This is a genomic window from Corynebacterium sp. HMSC076G08 (assembly GCF_001811515.1).
GTDB classification, from domain to species: Bacteria; Actinomycetota; Actinomycetes; order Mycobacteriales; family Mycobacteriaceae; genus Corynebacterium; species Corynebacterium hiratae.
Genome location: NZ_KV805022.1, coordinates 54,651 through 77,485, shown reverse-complemented (window position 1 = coordinate 77,485; position 22,835 = coordinate 54,651). Strand labels below are relative to the sequence as shown.

Below are 22,835 nucleotides of genomic sequence, written 5' to 3'. Positions count from 1 at the left end.
ACCCGCCCTTAAGGATCAAAAGCAAATACCCCCGAGCCACGCTCGAGGGTATCGCAATAAGTGCGGTAGATAATGGCTTGGTTAGCCATCAAACTCGGGTGGTGAGTCTGAGACTCGGCCCGAGGGGCGCTTGCTTTTAGCCTGCGGCTATGGCGTTCAGCGCCTCATTTAAGAGTATCGTTGGCGCTTCAATTCTGTCAATGACCTCTCATGGCTTGTCTCAATCTTCAAAAGTGATGTACGGCAGTCACTGAAGTGACTCTCACCTAATGCAGCCGCAATACCTTTCGAAAGCCTGGCCTTTGGCGAACGATCTTCCAAGAAGGCCTCCAAACCCACGTCTTCGATCTTCTTTCGCGCATGGAAAACCGAACTAGCTAGCAAATCCGCCACCTGCAGAGCCGGACACGTCCGAGAATCCAGGCTAACCGCCGTTGCAAACCGCTTATTTCCAAATCTCTGATTGAGAGAATTCACCAGCGCATCTCCATAGGGAACCCCGACAGGAACATCAATGTGATCAAGCAGCACCACCCCAACCTCACGCCGAGTAACCAACCCCCGTAACAGCCGATCTGTCGCGAACAAATGCCCCTGCCACTGTTCTCGGCTACTCCATGGATCAAAATGTCTCTTGTCCAGAACAAAAGCGCCAAACGAGCAGCCCGCGTTTACCGCTGTTTGAAAAATCTCCAGCAAAATAGGTCCAGAGTGTTTAGTGACTTTCGAAAACTTAATCTCGTCAGCCTTTGTGAAGTTGTGCTGCTCACGACATGCCTTAATCTCTCTCGAAAGGAAATCAGGATCCCCCGTTCGAACAGCCGCAACAACAAAATACTTCCCTAAAGTTCCTTTACTCCCTGCTTCATCAACAAAGTAGACGGTGCTTTCTGTAGCAAGTGGCAAACTCACTTGAGGGGGAACGGAACCTCCTCGGCGAGAGGAAGAATTTGAACGATAGCCTGTCACGACTGAGATTATATCGCCACGCCAGGACATTAAATACGAACAGTTTGATGGCGGAAAAATTAAAAAGGTGATGGCCCGCGCCTCGGGGGGGTGTGCGCGGGCCATCGGTAACCCGGCATCGGGGGGGTGCGCCGGGGCAGGCCGCACTGTATATCGGGGCCTTGCACATCACATTATGACATGCGAGGGAACAGATGACAACAGCGAGCGACAACATTCCTTGAGATCCCTAACACCGTGCCGACGCACTCCCGGTTCTGCCTGCTAAGAGGCTACGATGAGCAGGGTAACTCGCACAATGACGGCAGGCCTTCCTCGATGACCGGTACCCCTTTTCCCACTGACGGCGCCACCCGCGCGGCCGCGTTCTTCGACTTGGACAAAACGATCATTGCCACATCCTCGGCGTATGCCTTCGGCCGCGAATTCATGCACAACGGGCTCATCACGCATGCGGAAGCACTACAGCTGTCTTTAGCCAAGGCCAGCTATATGCTCGCCGGGCACAGCAGTGAACACATGGACACAACCCGCGATCAGCTTGCCGCCATGGCCGCCGGCTGGTCCGTCAAGGAAGTCCACGACATCGCGGTGGAGACCATGCACACAGTGGTCACCCCTGCCATTTATGCGGAGGCACGCGCGCTTATCGACGCCCACCGCGCCGCCGGCCACGAGGTGGTGATCATCTCGGCGTCGGCAAGCGTGCTGGTCGAGCCCATCGCGCAGGAGTTGGGCATCGAACACGTCGTGGCCACCGAGCTGGCCGAGGAAGACGGCTGCTTCACCGGAGAGATACTGTTTTATTGCAAAGGCGCCACAAAAGCCGAGGCATTGGCACGCATTGCTCAGGAGCTCAACGTCGACCCCGACGCATCCTTTGCCTACTCCGATTCCGCCACGGACATCCCGATGCTGGAGCAGGTTGGCCACCCCGTTGCCGTGAACCCGGACCGCCTGTTAAAGAAGCATGCCCTTGCTCATGACTGGGAAATCCGCACGTTTAAGCATCCCGTACCGCTCTTCACCACACCCAGCGCCCGCGAGTTCGGTATTGGCTCGGCGGTCGTGGCCGGCATCGCTGCCCTCGTGGTCGGCGGTGTTTTCTTTGCGCGGCAGCAGCTGCGAGATTAGGCCGCTTGCGCGATGCCGTCGGCTTCGCGGGCACCGGCCTCCCAGGCGTCGAGAAGCAGCGTGATAAGCGCTGCCGGTTCCTTGTCGTAGGCATCCAGTGCCGCACGGTAGTCCGCGCGGTGCCGGTTGAGGTAGGTCTCGGGCACGGCGAATCCCCGCGGATCGAAGCCGGTATGGATGGCGGCGGTGCGCGCGGCGACAAGCGCCACGGCGGTGCTGCGCGCACCGAACAGCGAGCGCGCGGCAATCTCCGCGTGCACCACCACCGGCAACAAGCGGTCAAAATCCACCCCGGCCCCGCGCGTGATGAGCTGGGCCAGCGCCTGCGCCACCGCCGGCTCCTGATCCGGGTGGCCCGCGCCGCCCGCCGCGACATCAATGCTGGCCAAGACCTGCAGCGGGGCCCGTGCGAAGGTCCGCACCGTAGCCTGCTGCTTTTCCGGAGCGAGCAAAGAATAAGCGCTGACCGCGGGTGGGATACCGTCAGCCTCAAGCGGCGCGCCGTCGATCGCCGCGGCCGCCCGCGCACCGCGCAACAGCGATTCGGAAGAAATAACGTCAAACTTGCGCAAGCCCGCGGGCCGGCGGTGCACGCGCGCTATCGCTGCGACGGCAGAACCGGCTTTGTCCTCCACCCCAGAAAGGGCCATCAGCGGGGTCAGCGGGTCAGAATGCGGCATACCCATTACAATAACGCCGTACCCACTTTGCGGGCCGCACCACATGAACTCTGGAAAGTTCATTACTATGGCCGATATAGATTGCGACAAAACAGTAGGAGTATTAAACCGTGAGCAACGACGGACTATTCACTGACGGGTCCAACAAGTTCGCCCCGAAGGTAGACAGCATTCCCTTGAGCGATGCGGATACCTCCCGCCGTGGCGAAGCATCCATCGGCCAGCTCGTGTCCAACGCCACCGAGCAGATGTCCCAGCTGGTTCGCTCTGAGGTTGAGCTAGCCAAGACCGAGCTCGCTGCTTCTGCCAAGAAGGGCGGCATCGGCGCGGGCATGTTCGGTGTGGCCGGCACCGTGGCTCTGTATAGCTCCTTCTTCTTTTTCTTCTTCCTTGCAGAGCTGCTGGCGGTCTGGCTCGACCGCTGGGCTGCGTTCCTGATTGTCTTCCTCATCATGGTGGTTATCGCCGCCATTGTGGCCTTTATCGGTTTCAAGCAGGTTAAGCAGGTCAAGGCCCCGGAGAAGACCATCCAGTCCACGAAGGAACTCAAGAAGCTGGTTCCGGGTAAGGCTGAGAAGTCCATCGAGCGTGGTCTCTACACCTAAACCCTCAGGGTCCTTTCTCTCTCTTTACAGCCCCGCCCCGAGCACATGCGTTCGGGGCGGATTTCGTCTATCTACCCTCCCCCTTCGAAAGGCCCGCCCCTATGAATCCCCTACCGCCCTCCGTAGTGGAGCTTGACGGCCCCTTTGAGCACGAGTTCCTGCACACGCGCGGCATCCGCCTGCACGCCGTCACCGCCGGCAACCCGGACAATCCCCTCGTGGTGCTGTTGCACGGGTCCTTCGGCGGATGGTTCGACTTTAGGGATGTTATCGCAGTGCTTGCCGACGCCGGCTTCCACGTCGCCGCCCTCGACATGCGCGGCTTCGGAATGTCGGATAAGCCCCCTCTGGAACCCGGGCAAGACATTCGTGCCGCGGTGGGAGACGTCAGTGGTGCGATCCGGGCGCTAGGCCACGACGATGCTTTCCTCATCGGCGCTGATACCGGTGGTGCGGTGGCGTGGGCGCTGGCGACGGAGCGCCCCGAACGTGTCCGGGGACTGGTATCTGTCTCCGCTGCGCACCCGGCCGACCTGCGCCGCGCGATTGCTGCCCGCCCGTGGGATTTTGGGTGGGTACTCCTGCGCGCCACGCTATGCCGATTGGGATGGCTACGCACGCCGCGATTGCTGATGCGCGAATCTGCCTACCGCCGGGAAATGGATCTCGATGCGCTGGGGTCCTTCAGCGCTGACGCACGCGAGGAATCTCTGCGCTTGCGCATTGCGGCTTCCCGGATTGGCAATGTACGTCGCGGCATTTTGTGGAATCACCGGCTGCGCACGGCCGTCGTGCCGTTGAGTTGGCTCGACTTGACCGTTGCCGCACCGGTGCTGTTTATTCATGCCGATCAATTGCTGTGGCGGCCGGTGGCCCGCCGCGCGGCAAAGCGCTGTCGCGGGAGTTTTACCGCCACGACAATTCCTGGAACTAAGAATCTGCCCTTCCTGGAAAACCCGCGTGGTTTTGCGCAGACCCTCATCCAGTGGATGCGAAGTACGTAACATACATAGAAACTCAGTGCCCTACCCCACACAGGGGGTGGGGTATATTTTTATTCTTCGAGGAAAACGCAGGTCGGCGGCGAATAACTAGCAAACTATAGCTTTTATCACAGGACATATTTTTCGATTCCTTGTATGTAAGACACGGCACACTGTAGCTTCATAACAAACCAAACCACAGGTTTTCTACATCTTTCGCACCACGGAGGTCTAAGACCCACATGACGCTCAAGAAGACGCTTGCCGTTGTTTCCGTTGCCACCCTGCCGCTCACCCTCGCGGCTTGTGGCGGCGATAATTCCGGCTCCACCACTGCATCCGGTTCCGGCGACGGAATCATTGTTGTGAACGGCTCCGAGCCGCAGAACCCGCTGATTCCGGCCAACACCAATGAGACCGGCGGCGGCCGCATCGTTGACTCTCTCTACTCCGGCCTCGTCTACTACGACGGTGACGGTGAAGCTCAGAACGAGCTCGCCGAGTCTATCGAGCCGAACGATGACAACACCGAGTTCACCGTCAAGCTCAAGGAGTCCACCTTCTCCGATGGCTCCCCAGTCACCGCGAACAACTTCGTCGATGCGTGGAACTACGCCGTGGCTAACGACCAGCTCAATGCCTCCTTCTTCTCCAACATCAAGGGCTTTAAGGAGGGCGTCGAGAAGCTGGAGGGCCTCAAGGTCGTCGACGACCTCACCTTCACCATCGCCCTGAACAGCCCGGAGCAGAACTTCCCAGCACAGCTGGGCTACTCCGCGTTCTACCCGCTCCATGAGTCTGCGTACGACGACATGGATGCGTACGGCCAGAACCCGATCACCAACGGCCCGTACAAGCTGTCCGAGTGGAACCACAACCAGGACGCGACCGTCGTTCCGAATGAGGAATACAAGGGCGGCCAGACCCCGCAGAACGACGGCATTAAGTTCGTCTTCTACGCCTCCCAGGACGCTGCCTACGCCGACCTACTTTCCGGCAACCTTGATGTCCTCGACGCCGTTCCGGACGCTGCGTTCGACGTCTACGAGACAGATCTTGGTGACCGCGCCGTAAACCAGCCGACCGCCGTATTCCAGTCCTTCACCCTGGGTGAGAACCTCGAGCACTTCTCCGGCAAGGAAGGCGCCCTGCGCCGCCAGGCCATCTCCCACGCCATCAACCGCGAGGAGATCACCGAGACCATCTTCAAGGGCACCCGCACCCCGGCCAAGGACTTCACCTCCCCGGTTCTGCCGGGCTACTCCGAGGACATCAAGGGCAATGAGGTCTTGGAATATGACCCGGAGAAGGCCAAGAAGCTCTGGGCAGAAGCAGACAAGATCAAGAAGTGGGACAACCCGAGCGTGGAGATTGCCTACAACTCCGACGGCGGCCACAAGAGCTGGGTAGACGCCACCACCAACTCCATCAAGAACGCCCTCGGCATCGAGGCCGTTGGCGCTCCGTACCCGGACTTCAAGTCCCTGCGCGATGAGGTCACCAACCGCACTATTAAGACCGCTTTCCGCACCGGCTGGCAGGCCGACTACCCGAGCCAAGGCAACTTCCTTGCTCCGCTCTACAGGACCGGCGGCTCCTCCAACGATGGCGACTACGCGAACTCGGACTTTGACAAGGCTCTCGACGAAGCCCTGACCGCCAAGTCCGACGACGAGGCCAACAAGAAGTACATCGAGGCCCAGGAGGTCCTGTTCAAGGATCTACCGGCCATCCCACTGTGGTACTCCAATGCCACCGGTGGCTACTCCGAGAACGTCGACAATGTCGTCTTCTCCTGGAAGTCCCAGCCGGTGTACTACAACATCACCAAGAAGTAAGCCTTCCCCTGGCTTTTTCTTAGGACCCCCGCAACCTTGGTGGAGCGGGGGTCTCCCCACGTTTTTACCCATAAGTGTGATTCGAAACGCTCTATAGATTTCTCTTAGCCTTGGTTCACACACTAAAATCCTTATGAGCTACGTGGCGCCTGGTAACAGGGCGTCGACAAGCACCTGCCCACAAACGAGTAAAGGACCACACTATGCTGCGCTATATCGGGCGCCGAGTGCTCCAGATGATTCCGGTGTTCTTCGGAGCCACCCTGCTCATCTACGCGCTCGTCTTTTTGATGCCCGGCGACCCTGTCGAAGCCCTCGGCGGTGACCGCGGCCTTACTGAGGCTGCCCGCGCCCGCATCGAGGCCGAATACAACCTCGACAAGCCGTTCATCATCCAATATCTGCTCTATATCAAGGGCATCTTCATGCTGGACTTCGGCACGACCTTCTCCGGCGTGCCCGTGACCCAAGTGATGGCAAACGCCTTCCCGGTCACCGTCAAGCTCACTGTCATGGCCATCATCTTCGAGGCTGTCTTCGGCATCTTCTTCGGCGTTGTCGCCGGCATGCGCCGCGGCGGCTTCTTCGACTCCACCGTACTGGTCATCTCTTTGCTAGTCATCGCCGTGCCCTCCTTCGTCATCGGCTTCGTCTTCCAGTACCTCGTGGGCATCAAGTGGGGTGTTTTGCCGGTGACCGTTGGCGCGAACGCCACCGTGAAGTCACTCCTCATGCCGGCGATGGTGCTCGGCGCGCTGTCCCTGGCCTACGTCATCCGCCTGACCCGCCAGTCCGTGGCGGAGAACCTGCGCGCCGATTACGTGCGCACCGCCCGCGCCAAGGGCCTCTCCAACGGCGCGGTGACCCGCCGCCACGTGCTGCGCAACTCGCTGATTCCCGTGGCCACCTTCATCGGTGCCGACATTGGTGCCCTCATGACCGGTGCGATTGTCACCGAGGGCATCTTCGGCATCAACGGCGTCGGCGGCACCATGTACCAGGCCATCCTGCGCGGCGAGCCGACCACGATTGTGTCCTTTACGACGGTCTTGGTGATCATCTACATCATCGCCAACCTGCTCGTTGACCTCCTGTACGCCGTACTTGATCCGAGGATCCGCTATGCCTAACTTCGAGAAAACTACCCCCTACCCGGGCCAAGAGCACTTCATTTCCGCGACCGACGAGACGGGCCTCGGCGCAGTCGACGCCGTCAAGGATGAATCCGCGCCTTCCTCCCAGTGGGGCGAAGCCTGGCGCTATCTGCGCCGCCGCCCACTGTTTTGGGTTGCGGCCGTCATGATTCTCGTCGCCGTCCTTATGGCCGTCGTCCCGGGCCTGTTTACCAATACGGACCCGCGCCTGTGCGAGCTGTCCAAGTCCCTCGCCCCGGCTGAGCCTGGCCACCCTTTCGGCTTTAACCGCCAAGGCTGCGACATTTACTCCCGCGTCATTTACGGCGCGCGGGCGTCGGTAGCCGTGGGCGTTCTTACCACCCTCCTCGTGGTGGTTCTGGGCTCCCTCATCGGTGCTGTCGCTGGTTTCTTCGGCGGCTGGATCGACTCCGTGCTGTCCCGCATCACGGACATCTTCTTCGCCATCCCGCTGGTGCTGGCCGCCATCGTGGTTATGCAGATGTTCAAGGAGCACCGCACCATCATCACGGTGGTCTTGGTTCTTGGCCTCTTCGGCTGGGTCTCTATCGCCCGCATCACGCGCGGCGCGGTAGTCTCCATCAAGAATGAGGAATTCGTGCAATCCGCGCGCTCCATCGGCGCGTCGAGCTGGCGCATCCTGTTCAGCCACATCCTGCCGAACGCGGCCGCGCCCATCATCTCCTACGCCACCGTGGCGCTGGGTACCTACATCGTCGCCGAGGCCACCCTGTCCTTCCTGGGCATCGGCTTGCCGCCGACGTTCGTGTCCTGGGGCGGAGACATCTCCGACGCGCAGGCCTCCCTGCGTGTTGCCCCGGCAGTTCTGTTCTACCCGGCGGGTGCCTTGGGCCTGACCGTGTTGAGCTTCATCATGATGGGTGACGTCGTCCGCGATGCACTCGATCCGAAGGCGAGGAAGCGTTAATGACTAACCCACTTCTTGAAATGAAGGACGTTCGCATCTCCTTCACCACGTCGACCGGCGTGGTTGAGGCAGTGCGTGGCGTCAATATGACCATCTACCCGGGCCAGTCCGTGGCCATCGTGGGCGAGTCCGGTTCCGGTAAGTCGACCACGGCGATGTCCATCCTGGGCCTGCTGCCGGGCACCGGCAAGGTCACCGGCGGCCAGATCCTCTTCGAAGGCGAGGACATCACTCACTACAACAACAAGCAATTCGAATCGCTGCGCGGCGACAAGATCGGCTTGGTCCCGCAGGATCCCATGTCCAACCTGAACCCGGTATGGCGCATCGGCACGCAGGTTGAAGAGTCTCTCAAGGCCAACCACGTGGTGGAGGGTTCCAAGCGCCACGAACGCGTTGTGGAGCTTCTGGAGGAAGCCGGGCTTCCCGACGCCGAACGCCGCGCCAAGCAGTACCCCCACGAGTTCTCTGGTGGTATGCGCCAGCGCGCGCTCATCGCGATCGGCCTGGCCGCCCGCCCGAAGCTACTCATCGCCGACGAGCCCACCTCCGCGCTGGATGTAACTGTTCAGAAGACCATCCTGGACCACCTGGAGCACCTCACCGAGGAGCTGGGTAACGCCGTTCTCTTCATTACCCACGACCTTGGTCTGGCGGCCGAGCGCGCCGAACACCTCATCGTGATGCACCGCGGCCGCATCGTGGAGTCGGGCCCGTCGCGCGAGATCCTGCGTTCCCCGCAGCACCCTTACACCCGCCGCCTTGTCAAGGCCGCCCCTTCCCTCGCCTCCTCCCGCATCCGCGCGGCCAAGGAAGCTGGCGTGGAGGCCAAGGAACTCAAGTCGGGCGAGGCTATCGGCACCGCCGTCGAACCTGGCTCCACCGCTGCAGATTCCGCTGAAGGTTCATCTTCCGCGGCTCAGGCCCCGGTCATCTCGGTTCGCAACCTCACCAAGGAATTCGACATCCGCGGACAGCGTGGCGGCAAGAAGCTCCTCAAGGCTGTCGACGATGTCTCCTTCGACATCCGCCGCGGCACCACCCTGGCGCTGGTGGGCGAGTCCGGCTCCGGCAAGTCTACGGTGGCAAACATGGTGTTGGGCCTTTTGGAGCCGACCTCCGGCACCATCGAATTCGAAGGCCGTGATACCTCGAAGCTATCGAAGCAGGAACTCTTCAAGCTCCGCCGCAAAATGCAGGTGGTCTTCCAGAACCCTTATGGCTCACTGGATCCGATGTACTCCATTTACAAGTGCATCGAGGAACCCATGGCGCTGCACAAGGTGGGCTCGCGCAAGGAACGCGAGGCCCGCGTGGCCGAGCTTCTCGACATGGTCTCCATGCCTCGCTCCGCCATGCGCCGCTACCCCAACGAGCTCTCCGGCGGCCAGCGCCAGCGCATCGCCATCGCCCGCGCGCTCGCGCTGCGCCCAGAGGTCATCGTCCTCGATGAGGCCGTTTCCGCCCTGGACGTGCTGGTGCAGAACCAGATCATCCAGCTCCTCGCGGAGCTGCAGTCTGAGCTCAGCCTGTCCTATCTCTTCATTACCCACGACCTCGCAGTGGTCCGCCAGACTGCCGACGACGTAGTTGTGATGAAGAAGGGCCAGGCCGTCGAGCAGGGCACCGCCGACGATATCTTCGACAACGCCCAGCAGGAGTACACCCGCAACCTCATCAACTCGGTTCCGGGTATGCACCTCGATATCGGCACGGATATCTAGCTCAAGCGCGCCGACTACCCGTCAACCTTGCTGTGGTTGGCGGGTTCGGCATTGACGGGCCTTTATACCAGCGATAGCGGGCCGCGAAAGACGATGGTCTTTATATGCAATTACTGGACCCAAGACTGTTGAAAAACAACCAGCAATTCCATAAAGTGTACGGTGAGCCATATCACTTCTATGGACTCTAAAGGATCTCTAACACAAGGAATTCTGATGAAGAAAATCACCCTTTTAGCTTTCAGTTTGGCGCTCACCACATCTGGCGCGGGACCTTCTGCTGCCGCCACCAACGTGCAACCGTTCAAAATCTGCGAATACGAGAATGGATCACAATGCACCGGATGGTATCCAAATCCGGACACATGCCGAGACATCTTCAATAAGCCAGGCGTTACTGATTACCAGCTTCGCGCCTGCCTTGCTTGGAGTGGGCACGGGAGTCGGGGATAGGAACGCATAATGTCCACTTCCATCGTGATAATTCTTTTGGCTGTCCTACTCATCTCCCTCCCCGCAGGAATGATGCACCACCGCATTAACAAACGAACACATAGCCATGATCCCGAAGTTCGTCAGGCTGCTGTGGACTTTCAACGAGACGTCAGCAGAGGGCAAATGGGCTTTTAATTCACTCGCCCGCCCTCGCCGAAGACCTATTCCAGAAACCTATGAGACGCAGGAGCCGGTTGGGGTGGCGTCGACAAGCTGCGTAACGTCACCCACGTGGCCGCGCACCTCGTCCGCGGTGAGTGCATAGCCCGTGTCGGAGTCCTCCACGGAGGCACCAAACACAACGCCCAGCACCTGGCCCTCCGGGTTGATCATCGGGCCACCGGAATTGCCCTGCCGGATGCTGCCGCGCACCGTGTAGGCATCGCGCTCCACGCGGCCCGTGGAGTAGATATCCGGCCCGGCAATGGTCAGCCGGTCGCGCACTCGCGCCGGCTCCGCCGTGAACGGACCCGACTGCGGGAATCCCAAGACGATGGCATCATCCCCCGTCACAGCCGCTTGCTCCGCCCACGGCAAAGGCTCCAAGTCCAACCCGGGGCTATGCAGCACCGCAATGTCCACATCCGAGTTGTAGTACACCACGTGCGCCTCCTTGAGCCCGAGCACAGTATCGAGGTGAACCTTATCCGTGCCGGCCACAACGTGGGCGTTCGTGATGACGTAGTCCGGTTCCGTGACAAAGCCTGAGCCCATCAGCCGGCGCGAGCACGCCTCCGCATCACCCAGCACGTGGATTACGGAAGGTCGCACGCGTTCCGCGAGCTCAGGGTCCTCGATGTTCACTGCGGGAGCATCCACCTCCACATCGGCACCGGAGCGCTCCCACGGAGACACCAGCGGCGGCAGCCCAGACTCGTTGAGTAGTGCTGCGATACCGTTCGGCAGCGCCGCTAGGCGCGAGGGTGCCGCTGCATTGAGCGCGCTGAGTACGTGCGACTCACGCAGCGCCTGCCCCGGCCGGCCACCCAGGTTGGATGCCAAAGGCAGGGAAACCAACCAAATCACCACGATGGCCGCCACCGCCTGGAATACCGCACCAATTGAGGAGTCCACGCGCTGCCCCGAGCGGGTGCGCATGCGGTCCCGCAACGCCATGCCAAGCGACGTCCCCACCAGCTGCCCTAAGCCCACCAGCAGAATGAGCACGCCGACAGCCAACAAGAAGCGCACGGCGGCCTGGTCCGCCAAGCCCATCGCCAGCGGGGCAACCACAGTTCCCAGCACCAGCCCCGCAATGATTCCCACGGCGGCGAGGACCGCTGCCAAGGCGCCCTGCCGCCAACCCACGCGAACAGCGAGGAGCACGGCAACCACGATCAGGATGTCAACAGCAAGAGACACAGAGGGAATGCTTTCTTAAGGGCTAAAAGGGGCAGAAACTAACCTATCTTCTCATTATTCAAGGAGCGGTTGAGTGATTCACGCAGATCGTGAACCATTTTCTTATCCCATTCCACGCTCCAGCCCGCATGATCCATCAGCCCAGACAGCACTCCCGCGGTAAAGCCCCACACCAGGTAGCCCCGCGTCCGAAACGCCGGCCCCTTCCAGCGGCCAAATCCCACCATCATGCGATTCGTGGGTTCCGCCAGCTCCCGCAAAGGGACGGTGAAGACATCATCGGTTTCCGCGGGGCTCGCCGGCCACACGTCACCCGGTTTATGCCAATACGCCAGGACCGGGCTCACGGTATTGCCGGTAGCTGGGATATCCAGCTTGCCCCACTGTTCAAGGGGTGTGACGGCGGAGCGGTCGAGGCCGGTTTCTTCTTCGGCTTCGCGCAGGGCAGCGTCGACAAGCGAGGCGTCCTCCTCGTCCTTGCGCCCACCGGGGAAAGCAATCTGCCCGGAGTGCGAGCGCATCGAGGGCGAGCGGTGCGTAAGCAACACCTCACCGTCTGCGAAGCTTTCGCCCTTCAAGAGCACCAACACTGCCGATTCACGCCGGCGCTTGGCGGCCGGGACATGCCGAATGAGGCGTTCTTGGACCTTGTCTGTATCAACCCCGAGCGCCGGGCGCAGCCACTCCGGGGCGTGAGCAGGAAACAGGCGGCTCACTGAAGAACCTCCTCGACGGCCGCCTCCAATTCTTCGGCGGAGCTAAACGGTTTGATGAACTTCTCTTCCACCTTGCCATCGCGCACCACGAGGGTGATGGGGATGACGCCCGGCAGCCCGAGCTCGCCAGCGAAGGTCCCATCCTCGTCCTGGTAGCTGGGGATGTCGACCTGCAGGTCACTCAAAAGCGCAGCACCGTTGGCGGCGTTCGCATCCGCATGCACGCCGACGACATTCCACGTCGAGTGCGAGCGTGCAAGGTCTTCGAAGAAGGGCAGCTCCGTGCGGCACGGCTCGCACCACCATGCCCACAACGTGACGATCTGAACGTTCTTGGCCGCCGCGGTACCGGCCGCTCCTAAGCAGGGAAGGTCCACCCCAGCAATGGGCCCCTCGGGGCACTTGGGACGCTTGGCTACTTCTTGCTCCTGCGCCTCGGGGACGGGGACCTCCGGCTCATCATCCTCAAGGAGATTCACCACGCCGACGAACGCGAGTGCCGCCAGCGCAACAATGGCTGCGATGCTCACCTTCACGTATCCGGGCCACCGAGAATATTGGCTCATTGCTCCACCTTAACCCCGCGACGGGCACCATGGGGCGAGGACGCAGGCCGTGCACTTCGGCTTCCGGGCGGTGCACACGCGCCGCCCATGGAGGATGAGGCGGTGAGAGAATACGGTTTGTTCCTCTTCGGGCACGCGCTTGGCGACGTCCCTCTCAATCGCCCGCGGCGTCTTCGCCTCGGTCAGACCGAGCCGCTGACTCAGTCGCGTGACGTGGGTATCCACGGTGATTCCCGGCAGCCCAAAGGCATTTCCCCGCACCACCAACGCGGTCTTGCGGCCGACGCCGGGCAGCGAGGTGAGCTCGTCGATGCCGCGTGGTACCTGCCCGTCGAAGTCCGCGACGAGCTTTTCACCGATGCCCAACAGGTGGCCGGCCTTCATGCGCTGAAAGCCGAGTGGGCGGAGAATGCGCTCAAGGTCGGCGCGGTCCGCGGCGGCATAATCCGGCGCGGAGGGGTAGGCTGCGAACAGCTCCGGGGTGACCTGGTTGACGCGGGCATCCGTGCACTGTGCTGAAAGCACTGTCGCTACGAGTAGCTCAAGGGGGTTGGTGAAGTCTAGTTCACAGTCGGCATCGGGATATTCGTCCGCGAGGGCGGTACGAATATGGGCAACACGCGCTTCCTCGGTATCATCGTCATGCTGTGCAAAAAGGTCAGGGGACATAGAAGTAACTCTAGTGACGGAAGTTAGAATGGAAAGCATGATTTCGCTCGTTGTCCTCGTCCCGCTGTGCCTCGCCCTGTTTGCCATTCTCATGGAAAAGCTAGAGGCAACGGCCTTCGAGAATTAAACAGATTAGTAAAGGCATGTGACTATTTTTCCCGTTGGTGGAAATAGTGACTAATTGCACTGTATGATGTTGTGCAGTGCCTCGTGGCGCACTGGAGACTAGGTGCGTCAAAATAGACCAAACCAGCTTGCGTCCAAGTGTTTTCCTCGCTGCGCAGGCTTTAAGGAGTAACAGTGGAAGGCGTACAGGACATCCTCTCCCGCGCTGGCATTTTCCAGGGCGTCGATCCGGTAGCAGTACAAAACCTCATCGAGCAAATGGAAACCGTCCGTTTCCCGCGCGGCACCACCATTTTCGAGGAAGGAGAGCCGGGCGACCGCCTCTACATCATCACCTCGGGAAAGATTAAGCTTGCTCGCCACGCCCCGGATGGCCGTGAGAACCTGCTGACCGTGATGGGCCCGTCCGATATGTTCGGTGAGCTTTCTATCTTCGATCCGGGCCCGCGCACCTCGTCTGCTGTGTGCGTCACCGAGGTCACCGCCGCCACGATGAACTCCGAAATGCTCAAGCAGTGGGTGGCCGATCATCCGGCGATTGCGCAGCAGCTGCTGCGCGTGCTGGCCCGCCGTCTGCGTCGCACCAACGCCAACCTGGCGGACCTCATCTTTACCGATGTTCCGGGCCGCGTGGCCAAGACCCTGCTGCAGCTGGCTAACCGCTTCGGCTCGCAAGAGGGCGGTGCACTGCGCGTGAACCACGACCTCACTCAGGAAGAGATCGCCCAGCTCGTCGGCGCGTCCCGCGAGACCGTCAACAAGGCGCTGGCCACCTTCGCCCACCGCGGATGGATTCGCTTGGAAGGCAAGTCGGTGCTCATCGTCGATACCGAGCACTTGGCTCGCCGCGCGCGCTAAGTCTTAAAGGCCGAGCCTGCATATGCCGCCTCCGGGCGGCTGTGGCCCAATGCAAAATCCCCCGAGAATTTCTCGGGGGATTTTCCTATGCGGTGATTCAGTTCTGAGCCGCGAGGTACTTCAGCGCAGTGCGCGTGGACTGCTCGGCGGCGTGGCGAAGGACCGGGTCGACGTCGTCGTACATCTCATCGACGAGGGTCTTAACGTCAACATCCTCACCAAGGCGCCCGCGGACCTCTTTAATCTGATCCAAGCGGTGGTGGCGGCGGTCAATGTACTTGCGGGCAACCGCGGAGGTGTCCTCCAAGTCCGGGCCATGCCCCGGGAAGAGTGCTACATCCTTGCCGCGCTCTTCGAGAAGGTCCAGCGTCTTCAGGTAGGCACCCAAGTCACCATCGGTCTCAGACAGGAGCACGGTGTGACGGCCAGCGATGGTATCACCGGTCAGAATTCCCTCCAGGGTGGAGTTCTTAGCCTCTTCGGACCATACGAAGAAGCAGGTGGAATCCGCAGTGTGGCCAGGGGTATGGACCACCTCGAGTTGCGGCGTGATGCCGTCGACGGTGATCACTTCGCCGTCGACAAGCGCCTCCGCGCCGTTGCAGTAGTTCGGATCGAACGCGCGAATCGGAGCGCCGGTGAGCTGGCGCAGACGCTGAGCGCCCGAGGCGTGATCATCGTGGCGGTGAGTGAGAAGGATCAGTGCTACCTCGCCCGCCTTCGCGGTCACAACGTTGAGATGACCCTCATCCTCTGGGCCTGGATCGACCACAATGGCGCGGGAATCTTCTCCGGCGCGAATGATCCACGTGTTGGTGCCTTCCAAGGCGGTGTAGCTGGGATTATCGCACAGCACAACACCGACGGACTGGCTCACGGGACGCAATTGGCTATATGCAGGATGCTCCATGGTTCTAACCCTATCCGATTACTCAGCGATTTCTACGATAACTTCGATCTCAACGGGGGAATCCTTCGGAAGGACCGCTACCCCCACTGCAGAACGCGCGTGAACACCGGCATCACCAAAGACCTCCCCGAGGAAGTTCGAGGCACCGTTGATAACCGCGGCCTGATCCGTAAAGGATGGAGCCGAGGCGACGAAGCCGACCACCTTCACCACGCGGGTGACACGGTCGAGGCCCACGAGGCCATCGATGGCAGCCAACGCGTTTAGCGCGGCCGTGCGCGCCAGCTCCTGCGCCTTCTCGAGGTCCACTTCTGCGCCAACCTTGCCGGTGGCAGGCAATTCGCCGCCCACGACGGGCAGCTGACCGGAGGTCCATACCTGGTTTCCTACCTGGATGGCCGGGATATAGGACGCGAGAGGAACAGCGACGGAAGGCAGCTCGACACCGAGTTCTTCCAAGCGTGCGAGGGCGCCCATTAGGACTCCTCCAGAGGGCGCTTGAAATAGGCGACGACATTCTCCGGGTTCATGCCCGGGGTGATAGTGACGAGCTCCCAGCCGTCCTCACCCCAGGAATCGAGGATTTGTTTCGTCGCGTGCGTAAGAACCGGCGCGGTTGCATATTCCCATTTAGTCATGGGCCCAATGCTACTAAATACCGATGAGTTCGCCACCCTCAGCAAGGTAATGCGCCCAGCTGGTGATGTGCGGATTCTTGCGCAGGAGGGCGCGGCGCTGGCGCTCCGTGAGGCCGCCCCACACACCAAACTCCACGCGGTTATCAAGGGCATCCGCGCGACACTCGTTCAGCACCGGGCAGTGGCGGCAAATCACCGCGGCCTTACGCTGCTCTGCCCCTCGCACGAAAAGCGCATCGGGGTCACCGTTGCGGCACTTGGCTTGGGTAACCCACTCACCACGCTCGGAGGTTAACGAGGCATTCTTTACCATTGCGGACCGTCCTGCACCTTTGACACTGACTGCCATGGCTAGGTAACTCCTTCCAAGTTCCCCCCGTCGTAGTGGAAGATCGTGAATAACCCTCAACCCGACGGAATATTATGTACCATTGGTAAGTCTATTCACAGACCGGTATACCTGTCTAACAGGTCACACTTTAGGGGGGTCTCCCGGTTGTCGGCCTAAAGCACTAGTGTGTGGAGGGTGACTGTCATCAAATCCCTGGGAAAGCTCGTCCTGTCCACAGCACTGGTCGGCATCCTCATCGCGCTGGCCATCGCCCCCGTCGCCGGCGTCAGTGGCGTTGCCGTGGCCAGGACGAACGACACGATGCAATCGGACATCCAGGATCTCACCAGCGGGGATACCCCCGGCGTGAGCACCATCTTGGATGCCAAGGGCAACCCCCTTGCCTACATCTACGAACAGCGCCGCCATCCGGTACAGCCGGATGAGATCTCCGACGCTATGAAGCAGGCAGTCGTGGCCATCGAGGACCGCCGCTTCTATGAGCACGAAGGCGTCGATCTGCAGGGCAACGTCCGCGCTTTGTGGACCAACTTGGCCGCGGGCGGCGTCTCCCAGGGCGCGTCCACGCTGGATCAGCAGTACGTGAAGAACTACCTCCTCCTCGTCAATGCCACCACGGATGAAGAACGGCAAGCCGCAACCGAGCAATCCATAGCCCGCAAGCTGCGTGAGATGCGCATGGCGACGGATATCGACGCCAAGCTTTCCAAGGATGAGATCCTCACCAACTATCTCAACCTCGTGCCCTTTGGCAACCACTCCTACGGTATCGAGGCCGCCGCCCGCACCTATTTCGGCTCCGATGCCGCGCACCTCACCGTGCCACAGGCAGCGATGCTCGCCGGCATGGTGCAATCCTCGGAGTATCTCAATCCCTACACCAACGAGGAAGGCGTGCTCGAACGCCGCAATGTGGTGCTCCAAGCTATGGTCGACACCGGCTCCCTGTCCCAGGAGGACGCCGATGCCTATGCCCAAGAACCCCTCGGCGTGTTGGATAGCCCCGCCACGCTGCCCAATGGCTGCATCGGCGCGGGTGATCGCGGTTTCTTCTGCGACTACGTGATGGACTACCTCGCCGATAAGGGCATCGACCACGAGCATCTAGCACGCGGTGGCCTGACCGTGAAAACCACCCTTGACCCCGACGTCCAGGACCAAGCTCTCAACGCAGTACGCAGCCACACCGCCCCGGATACCGAGGGCGTAGCGGAAGTCATGAACGTGATCAAGCCGGGCACTGATTCCCGCAAGGTCCTCGCCATGGTGTCCTCGCGCACCTACGGGCTCGACCTTGCCAACAACGAAACCCTCCTGCCCCAGCCCAATTCGCTGGTGGGCAACGGCGCCGGCTCCGTGTTCAAACTCTTTACCGCCGCGGCCGCCTTGGAATCGGGCTATGGAATCAAAGACAAACTGGCCGTGCCCAAGCGCTACGAGGCGGAAGGGCTAGGCTTCGGCGGCGCTGAGAACTGCCCACCCAACAAGTACTGCGTGGAAAACGCCGGCAGCTACGCCTCCACGATGACCATGCAGGACACTCTCGCCTACTCCCCCAACACCCCCTTCATCCAGCTCACCGAGCAGCTTGGCGTCGAGCGCATCGTCGACATCGCTGTGAAGCTCGGCCTGCGCTCCTACGAGGAGCCCGGTAGCTACGACGGCGAATCCTCCATCGCCGACCACATTAAGGACTCCAACCTGGGCTCCTTCACGCTCGGCCCGACGGCGGTGAACGCGCTCGAACTCTCCAACGTGGGCGCGACGGTGGCGTCGGAAGGCATGTGGTGCGAGCCGAACCCCATCGAGGAGGTCACGGACTTCCACGGTAACGAGGTGTACCTCAAGCACACCCCGTGCGAACGCGCGGTGGGCAAAGAGGTGGCCAAGGCGCTGGAAAACAACATGACCGCCGATACTGAAAAGGGCACGGCGGCCGATTCTGCGCGTGCTGCGGGCTTCAGCGGCAAGGCCGCCGCCAAGACCGGTACCACGGAGTCCAACCAGTCCTCGGCATTCCTCGGCTTCAACTCTGAGGTTGCTGCCGCGCCGTATATCTACAATGACGGCACCACCACGAGCCCGCTGTGCACCGGGCCCGTGCGCCAGTGCGCCAACGGCAACCTCTTCGGTGGCAAGGAGCCCGCATCAACGTTCTACACCATGGCCGCGCGCGTTCCCGATGCGCTGAAGGGAACGGTGCCGGACTACGACCGCGCTTATGATTCGGGCACGGTATCGCCGCTTATCGACGGGTTGAAGGGCAAGTCCGAAAGCCAAGCCCGCTCCGCTCTAGAGAAGGCTGGCTACGTGGTCAAAACCACCGAGGTGCCCGCGCCCGGCGTGGGCTACGGCAAGGTGGTTCGTGTCATCACCGGTGCATCCGGCACTAAGAAGGGTGCGGAGGTAACGCTGCAGCTTTCCGACGGCTCCGCTGGCGACTCCGCAAGCTCCGGCACCTCCAACTCCAGCTACTACACCCCGTCGGCGCCGAGCGGCAACGGCGGTGGCACGGACAATGGCCAGCCGGCTACTCAGTCCGACCCGCTGTTCTCCCAAGAGGACGTCGACCGCCTGACGAACGACGTGCGGGACTTCTTCGGGCTTTAGCGCAGAGCGCTAAAGCGTAAAAACGGGCTACAGCGTGACAAGGAGCTAGAGCGTGACAAGGAGCTAGAGCGTAAAACGGGCTACAGCGTGGGTGCTAGCGCTCCTGCGCTAACACGCTAGTTGAGGGCGGCCTTGACCGCGGTGGACAGGCGCTTGCCGTCGGCGCGCCCAGCAGCCTTGGCGGTGGCCACCTTCATCACGTTGCCCATCTGCTTGATGGTCACCGGCTCGCCGGAGTCCTTCTCAACCTCGGCGATGGATTCAGCGACGAGGGAGTTCAGGGCGTCGTCGTCAAGCTGCTCCGGCTGGTAGGCCTCGAAGAAGGGGACGTCGACAAGCTCTGCCTCCGCCAACTCGGGGCGGCCGTTTTCCGCGTAGACCTCTGCGGACTCGCGGCGCTTCTTGATCTCACGGGCGATGACCTTGAGGATGTCCTCATCGGTGATCTCGTGGCGGGAACCAGAAGTTTCCTCCGCCTGGATGGCAGACAGCAGAGAACGGATGGCGCTCGTACGGGCCTTGTCCTTGGCCTTCATCGAGGTCTTGAGGTCAGCACGGATAGTTTCTTTCAACTCACTCATGCCCTTCAATCTACGCCTGCCGGCCAGGTAGTGTGGTGAAGGTGAAGATTTTCCCTGTTCTTGGCGGACTCGCCGCCGCCGGCCTAGGCGTTGCCGCGTGGGCGCACTCAGAACTCACCAAGTTTGAGCTCAAGGAGTACACCCTGCCGCTGCTGGAGCCCGGTACGCTGCGCGAGGAGTCCGAGTTCCGTATCCTGCACGTGTCCGACCTCCACATGATCCCGGGCCAGCGCGCCAAAATCGAGTGGGTCTCAGGCCTCGATGCCCTTGACCCGCACTTGGTGATCAATACCGGTGACAACCTCTCCGACGAGCGCGCCGTACCCGAGGTCCTCCGCGCCCTTGGCCCGCTGCTGAGCCGCCCGGGGATGTTCTGCTTCGGCACCAACGACTACTGGGCGCCGCGCATCCCGAACCCCTTCAACTACCTGATTGGGAAGAAGAACGAACCTTCCTACGTGAACCTGCCCTGGAAGGGCATGCGCGCGGCCTTCCTGGAACACGGCTGGCACGACGCCAACCAGGCCCGCGTGGAGTTCAAGGTAGGCGATGTCCGCCTCGCTGCCGCCGGCGTGGACGACCCACACCACGATTTGGATGACTACTCCGAAATCGCCGGCGCCCCCAACGAGGACGCCGACCTCTCCTTAGCACTACTGCATTCCCCGGAACCTCGCGTCCTGGAGAAGTTCGCCGCCGACGGCTACCAGCTGTCCCTGTCCGGACATACGCACGGCGGCCAGCTCTGCCTGCCTTTCAAGGTGGCGGGCTCGCGCTCCATCGTGACCAATTGCGGCATCGACCGCGTTCGCGCGGAGGGCCTGCACCGATTCGGAGAAATGTACATGCATGTCTCCAACGGGCTGGGCACCTCCAAGTTCGTTCCTTTCCGCCTCTTCTGCCGCCCGTCCGCCACGCTGCTGCGTATCACAGAGAAGGCCGCCTAGGAATACCCCCTCCACGCTGCCGTTTTGTCCTTTCAGGCTGGGGTGCGTTACAGTATTCCGGTACCGCTTAGAGCGAGACACCGGGATATGGCGCAGCTTGGTAGCGCGCTTCGTTCGGGACGAAGAGGTCGCAGGTTCAAATCCTGTTATCCCGACCATTAAACCCGCAGGAAACTGCGGGTTCTTTTCGTTTTCACCGGGCGGCGGAAAGGGCGCCCGTCCTCCTAGAAGCTGGAGGAGCCACCCGAACCGGAAAAGCCCGAGCTAAACCCGCTGTTGACGCCGCCGCTGCTACCGGAAGAGCTATCGCGGGCGGCCGTCGCGTCGCTGTCCCAGGTGCTCACAACATAGAAGGGCACGTAACCGTGGTAGCCAGAGCCGGCGAAGAAGTGGGAGTCATAGATATGCGTGCGTACGGGGCGTTCCTCGGCCTCGTTCTCCTTCTGCAGCTGTGCTTGCAGGTGCTCCGAGAGCAGCGCAGTCCGGTCCAAGAGCTCCAAGTAGCGCTCCATGAACTGCGGGTGGTTCGGCTCCTTGGACAGGGCCACGGCGGCGTCTTCCAGCTCCTTGGCGTGGCGCTCAAGCGCCGAGTCGATGTCCGCAGCCAGGTAACCCGCCTGGGCGAGGTCCTTGCCCAGCTCGTAGAGCTCATAGCGGCGCGTGTCGGTATCAGCGTTCTCGATGCGGTGTAGCTTTTCGATGTTGGACTCGGCGGTCTCTACACGTTCGCAGAGCAAACGTGCACGAGCAATGAGCACGGAGCGTGAGCGGAACTGCTCGTCCGGTGCGTCGGCCGGAATCGACATGAGGGAACCCACCTTGTCATCGATGGCCAGGAAGTCATCGCGCAGGCCCTCCCAGTCCTCACGCAGGCGTTCATCCACTAGACCCGATTGCAGCGAGTGCGCCCGGATATCGATCTCCCGCAGGCGCTGCGCCACATCGGTATAGGTCTGCGACACATAATCCCAATCCTCGCGCGCCTGCTGCGCGTTCTTCTGACGGCTGCGGCGAGTACCGCCAACGATGCCTGCACCCGCGCCACCAACGCTCAGGCCCGCTACCCCCAGACCAATGGCCGCCCCAACGCGGTTATTTTGAGCACTCTCAAACTGGGTATCCGCAGCACGGTCCACGTCGATCGCTGCCGCCGCACCCGCAAAGAGACCAGCAGGAATGTTGTCATCCCGCACGCCCGGCTTTATAGCTTCGATGGACTGCTCGAGATGGCTATCTTTCTTGCGCAGCTTCATCTGCTCGGCCACGTCCTCACCCGCGAAGACGAAGGCCTGGCGCGGATCGAGGCCGACGCCGACGAAGACTTGGCCATCGGCAAACTTATCCTTGCCGATAAGCTCCGGGTGATTGTCACGCAAATACTCCTCCACGGAGTCGTTGACGTTTTCTTTGTTCTTAGCAAAGACCATGTAGTGCAGCCCTTGGACCACGTCGGGGGCGGCGATCCGGGAGACGTCGCCAAGCATGCGCTCTTCCTCCTCCGGAGTGAGCACATCGTCGGGGTCCATGATGTCGGCCTGCACCTCGCGCTGTGCTGGCTGCATGACAAAATCGGCACGCTCCGGCGCATCGAAGACCGCCAAGCTTGCGCCCGCACCAATACCTCCGAGCAGCAGACCTCCCGCCACTGCTGCACCGACGATGGCGCCGACCGACGTTATTTTGGGACCACGGCTGGCGGCAAAAGGTTTGATATCGCGAGAGTCAGTCACGGTGATTCTCCAATTCTTCAGCGTTCAGTGCCGCCAATTTTACCCCCGAAAATTGGAAACGACGCGGTGCCCCTACAGCAGCCGCGTCGCCCCTATTCCCTATCACTCACAACGGATTGGAGAAACCGTTTGCCTACCCCCTAAGTAGGCTTTGTGAGCGATTCTCACTCTAGCACTATTTTCCCTCGCAACGGTAGATAAATCTTCAAAAACTCTGTAACGCTTCTACCGGCTCAGTCGATGCTTCACACGCAGGCCTT

General features: G+C 61.2%; 23 protein-coding genes and 1 tRNA gene. 12 read left to right on the top strand and 12 right to left on the bottom strand.

Annotated features, from left to right (window positions below):
• Positions 1-168: 168 nt before the first annotated feature.
• Positions 169-969, bottom strand: coding sequence for a DUF3800 domain-containing protein (locus tag HMPREF2806_RS12975; protein ID WP_198531095.1), 801 nt, complete (start codon positions 967-969; stop codon positions 169-171).
• A 318-nt stretch (positions 970-1,287) separates the two neighbouring features.
• On the opposite strand from HMPREF2806_RS12975, the gene HMPREF2806_RS04070 reads away from it, so the two are divergent.
• On the top strand, positions 1,288-2,103 hold the full coding sequence (locus HMPREF2806_RS04070) for an HAD family hydrolase (protein WP_070516363.1): 816 nt from the start codon (positions 1,288-1,290) through the stop codon (positions 2,101-2,103).
• Here HMPREF2806_RS04070 and HMPREF2806_RS04065 read toward each other — a convergent pair.
• Complete coding sequence (locus HMPREF2806_RS04065) at positions 2,100-2,789, bottom strand: type III PLP-dependent enzyme domain-containing protein (protein WP_070516360.1); 690 nt, start codon at positions 2,787-2,789, stop codon at positions 2,100-2,102. The two genes, HMPREF2806_RS04070 and HMPREF2806_RS04065, sit on opposite strands and share 4 nt — an antisense overlap.
• Positions 2,790-2,893: 104 nt before the next feature.
• Here HMPREF2806_RS04065 and HMPREF2806_RS04060 point away from each other — a divergent pair, with 104 nt between their 5' ends.
• The 7 genes from HMPREF2806_RS04060 (at position 2,894) to HMPREF2806_RS13440 (ending at position 10,645) form a co-directional block, all read left to right on the top strand.
• Positions 2,894-3,388 (top strand): phage holin family protein, encoded by a 495-nt coding sequence (locus HMPREF2806_RS04060; RefSeq protein ID WP_070516357.1) that lies wholly within the window; start codon positions 2,894-2,896, stop codon positions 3,386-3,388.
• A gap of 101 nt (positions 3,389-3,489) precedes the next feature.
• The gene (locus tag HMPREF2806_RS04055) at positions 3,490-4,392 is read left to right on the top strand and encodes an alpha/beta fold hydrolase (RefSeq protein WP_070516355.1); all 903 of its coding nucleotides are present in this window, start codon (positions 3,490-3,492) and stop codon (positions 4,390-4,392) included.
• A 221-nt stretch (positions 4,393-4,613) separates the two neighbouring features.
• Entirely contained in the window at positions 4,614-6,209 is a 1,596-nt protein-coding gene (locus HMPREF2806_RS04050; RefSeq protein ID WP_070516353.1) for a peptide ABC transporter substrate-binding protein, read from the top strand.
• Between the two features lie 203 nt (positions 6,210-6,412).
• Complete coding sequence (locus HMPREF2806_RS04045; RefSeq protein ID WP_070516350.1) at positions 6,413-7,339, top strand: ABC transporter permease; 927 nt, start codon at positions 6,413-6,415, stop codon at positions 7,337-7,339.
• Positions 7,332-8,291 carry an ABC transporter permease gene (locus HMPREF2806_RS04040; protein WP_070516348.1) on the top strand — a complete coding sequence of 320 codons (960 nt, stop codon included), beginning with the start codon at positions 7,332-7,334 and terminating at the stop codon, positions 8,289-8,291. Before HMPREF2806_RS04045 ends, HMPREF2806_RS04040 begins: the two co-directional genes overlap by 8 nt.
• Positions 8,291-10,015 carry a dipeptide ABC transporter ATP-binding protein gene (locus HMPREF2806_RS04035; protein WP_049157861.1) on the top strand — a complete coding sequence of 575 codons (1,725 nt, stop codon included), beginning with the start codon at positions 8,291-8,293 and terminating at the stop codon, positions 10,013-10,015. Before HMPREF2806_RS04040 ends, HMPREF2806_RS04035 begins: the two co-directional genes overlap by 1 nt.
• A 462-nt stretch (positions 10,016-10,477) precedes the next feature.
• Complete coding sequence (locus HMPREF2806_RS13440; protein WP_158010554.1) at positions 10,478-10,645, top strand: hypothetical protein; 168 nt, start codon at positions 10,478-10,480, stop codon at positions 10,643-10,645.
• Between the two features lie 39 nt (positions 10,646-10,684).
• On the opposite strand, the gene HMPREF2806_RS04030 is transcribed toward HMPREF2806_RS13440, so the two are convergent.
• The 4 genes from HMPREF2806_RS04030 to nth are packed head-to-tail and all read right to left on the bottom strand — an operon-like array spanning position 10,685 to position 13,823.
• Positions 10,685-11,872, bottom strand: coding sequence for a MarP family serine protease (locus tag HMPREF2806_RS04030; RefSeq protein WP_070516346.1), 1,188 nt, complete (start codon positions 11,870-11,872; stop codon positions 10,685-10,687).
• A gap of 38 nt (positions 11,873-11,910) precedes the next feature.
• Positions 11,911-12,588: an NUDIX hydrolase gene (locus HMPREF2806_RS04025; protein WP_070516344.1), complete on the bottom strand. Its 678-nt coding sequence runs from the start codon at positions 12,586-12,588 to the stop codon at positions 11,911-11,913.
• On the bottom strand, positions 12,585-13,154 hold the full coding sequence (locus tag HMPREF2806_RS04020) for a TlpA family protein disulfide reductase (protein ID WP_046647886.1): 570 nt from the start codon (positions 13,152-13,154) through the stop codon (positions 12,585-12,587). Before HMPREF2806_RS04020 ends, HMPREF2806_RS04025 begins: the two co-directional genes overlap by 4 nt.
• Positions 13,155-13,163: 9 nt before the next feature.
• The gene (gene nth / locus HMPREF2806_RS04015; protein ID WP_049157849.1) at positions 13,164-13,823 is read right to left on the bottom strand and encodes an endonuclease III; all 660 of its coding nucleotides are present in this window, start codon (positions 13,821-13,823) and stop codon (positions 13,164-13,166) included.
• A 300-nt stretch (positions 13,824-14,123) separates the two neighbouring features.
• On the opposite strand from nth, the gene glxR reads away from it, so the two are divergent.
• Positions 14,124-14,807, top strand: coding sequence for a CRP-like cAMP-activated global transcriptional regulator GlxR (glxR, locus tag HMPREF2806_RS04010; protein WP_046647888.1), 684 nt, complete (start codon positions 14,124-14,126; stop codon positions 14,805-14,807).
• Between the two features lie 97 nt (positions 14,808-14,904).
• Here the strand turns inward: glxR and HMPREF2806_RS04005 are convergent, their stop codons facing one another.
• Genes HMPREF2806_RS04005 through HMPREF2806_RS03995 form a run of 4 tightly spaced genes read right to left on the bottom strand, consistent with a single transcriptional unit; the run spans position 14,905 to position 16,704 of the window.
• Positions 14,905-15,717, bottom strand: coding sequence for an MBL fold metallo-hydrolase (locus HMPREF2806_RS04005; RefSeq protein WP_070509573.1), 813 nt, complete (start codon positions 15,715-15,717; stop codon positions 14,905-14,907).
• Between the two features lie 18 nt (positions 15,718-15,735).
• The gene (locus HMPREF2806_RS04000) at positions 15,736-16,194 is read right to left on the bottom strand and encodes a RidA family protein (protein ID WP_046647890.1); all 459 of its coding nucleotides are present in this window, start codon (positions 16,192-16,194) and stop codon (positions 15,736-15,738) included.
• Positions 16,194-16,355, bottom strand: a complete 162-nt coding sequence (locus tag HMPREF2806_RS13295) for a Sp36 family protein (protein WP_010189965.1) — start codon at positions 16,353-16,355, stop codon at positions 16,194-16,196. Before HMPREF2806_RS13295 ends, HMPREF2806_RS04000 begins: the two co-directional genes overlap by 1 nt.
• 13 nt (positions 16,356-16,368) lie before the next feature.
• Positions 16,369-16,704 (bottom strand): WhiB family transcriptional regulator, encoded by a 336-nt coding sequence (locus tag HMPREF2806_RS03995; RefSeq protein ID WP_175974779.1) that lies wholly within the window; start codon positions 16,702-16,704, stop codon positions 16,369-16,371.
• Between the two features lie 177 nt (positions 16,705-16,881).
• Here HMPREF2806_RS03995 and HMPREF2806_RS03990 point away from each other — a divergent pair, with 177 nt between their 5' ends.
• The gene (locus HMPREF2806_RS03990) at positions 16,882-19,317 is read left to right on the top strand and encodes a transglycosylase domain-containing protein (RefSeq protein ID WP_070516342.1); all 2,436 of its coding nucleotides are present in this window, start codon (positions 16,882-16,884) and stop codon (positions 19,315-19,317) included.
• A 116-nt stretch (positions 19,318-19,433) separates the two neighbouring features.
• On the opposite strand, the gene HMPREF2806_RS03985 is transcribed toward HMPREF2806_RS03990, so the two are convergent.
• On the bottom strand, positions 19,434-19,898 hold the full coding sequence (locus HMPREF2806_RS03985; protein WP_049157842.1) for a GatB/YqeY domain-containing protein: 465 nt from the start codon (positions 19,896-19,898) through the stop codon (positions 19,434-19,436).
• 41 nt (positions 19,899-19,939) lie between these two features.
• Between HMPREF2806_RS03985 and HMPREF2806_RS03980 the strand changes: the two genes are divergently transcribed.
• Both HMPREF2806_RS03980 and HMPREF2806_RS03975 read left to right on the top strand, forming a co-directional pair.
• Complete coding sequence (locus tag HMPREF2806_RS03980) at positions 19,940-20,845, top strand: metallophosphoesterase (RefSeq protein ID WP_070509590.1); 906 nt, start codon at positions 19,940-19,942, stop codon at positions 20,843-20,845.
• 81 nt (positions 20,846-20,926) lie between these two features.
• Positions 20,927-21,003 (top strand) — tRNA-Pro (locus HMPREF2806_RS03975).
• A 66-nt stretch (positions 21,004-21,069) separates the two neighbouring features.
• Here HMPREF2806_RS03975 and HMPREF2806_RS03970 read toward each other — a convergent pair.
• The gene (locus tag HMPREF2806_RS03970) at positions 21,070-22,575 is read right to left on the bottom strand and encodes a hypothetical protein (RefSeq protein ID WP_046647894.1); all 1,506 of its coding nucleotides are present in this window, start codon (positions 22,573-22,575) and stop codon (positions 21,070-21,072) included.
• Between the last annotated feature and the right edge of the window lie 260 nt (positions 22,576-22,835).

Coding starts and splice junctions, on each gene's coding strand:
- HMPREF2806_RS04070 (WP_070516363.1), top strand. CDS start 1,288: ATGACCGGTACCCCTTTTCCCACTGACGGCGCCACCCGCGCGGCCGCG.
- HMPREF2806_RS04065 (WP_070516360.1), bottom strand. CDS start 2,789: ATGGGTATGCCGCATTCTGACCCGCTGACCCCGCTGATGGCCCTTTCT.
- HMPREF2806_RS04055 (WP_070516355.1), top strand. CDS start 3,490: ATGAATCCCCTACCGCCCTCCGTAGTGGAGCTTGACGGCCCCTTTGAG.
- HMPREF2806_RS04050 (WP_070516353.1), top strand. CDS start 4,614: ATGACGCTCAAGAAGACGCTTGCCGTTGTTTCCGTTGCCACCCTGCCG.
- HMPREF2806_RS04045 (WP_070516350.1), top strand. CDS start 6,413: ATGCTGCGCTATATCGGGCGCCGAGTGCTCCAGATGATTCCGGTGTTC.
- HMPREF2806_RS04040 (WP_070516348.1), top strand. CDS start 7,332: ATGCCTAACTTCGAGAAAACTACCCCCTACCCGGGCCAAGAGCACTTC.
- HMPREF2806_RS04035 (WP_049157861.1), top strand. CDS start 8,291: ATGACTAACCCACTTCTTGAAATGAAGGACGTTCGCATCTCCTTCACC.
- HMPREF2806_RS13440 (WP_158010554.1), top strand. CDS start 10,478: ATGTCCACTTCCATCGTGATAATTCTTTTGGCTGTCCTACTCATCTCC.
- HMPREF2806_RS04020 (WP_046647886.1), bottom strand. CDS start 13,154: ATGAGCCAATATTCTCGGTGGCCCGGATACGTGAAGGTGAGCATCGCA.
- nth (WP_049157849.1), bottom strand. CDS start 13,823: ATGTCCCCTGACCTTTTTGCACAGCATGACGATGATACCGAGGAAGCG.
- HMPREF2806_RS04005 (WP_070509573.1), bottom strand. CDS start 15,717: ATGGAGCATCCTGCATATAGCCAATTGCGTCCCGTGAGCCAGTCCGTC.
- HMPREF2806_RS04000 (WP_046647890.1), bottom strand. CDS start 16,194: ATGGGCGCCCTCGCACGCTTGGAAGAACTCGGTGTCGAGCTGCCTTCC.
- HMPREF2806_RS13295 (WP_010189965.1), bottom strand. CDS start 16,355: ATGACTAAATGGGAATATGCAACCGCGCCGGTTCTTACGCACGCGACG.
- HMPREF2806_RS03995 (WP_175974779.1), bottom strand. CDS start 16,704: ATGGCAGTCAGTGTCAAAGGTGCAGGACGGTCCGCAATGGTAAAGAAT.
- HMPREF2806_RS03985 (WP_049157842.1), bottom strand. CDS start 19,898: ATGAGTGAGTTGAAAGAAACTATCCGTGCTGACCTCAAGACCTCGATG.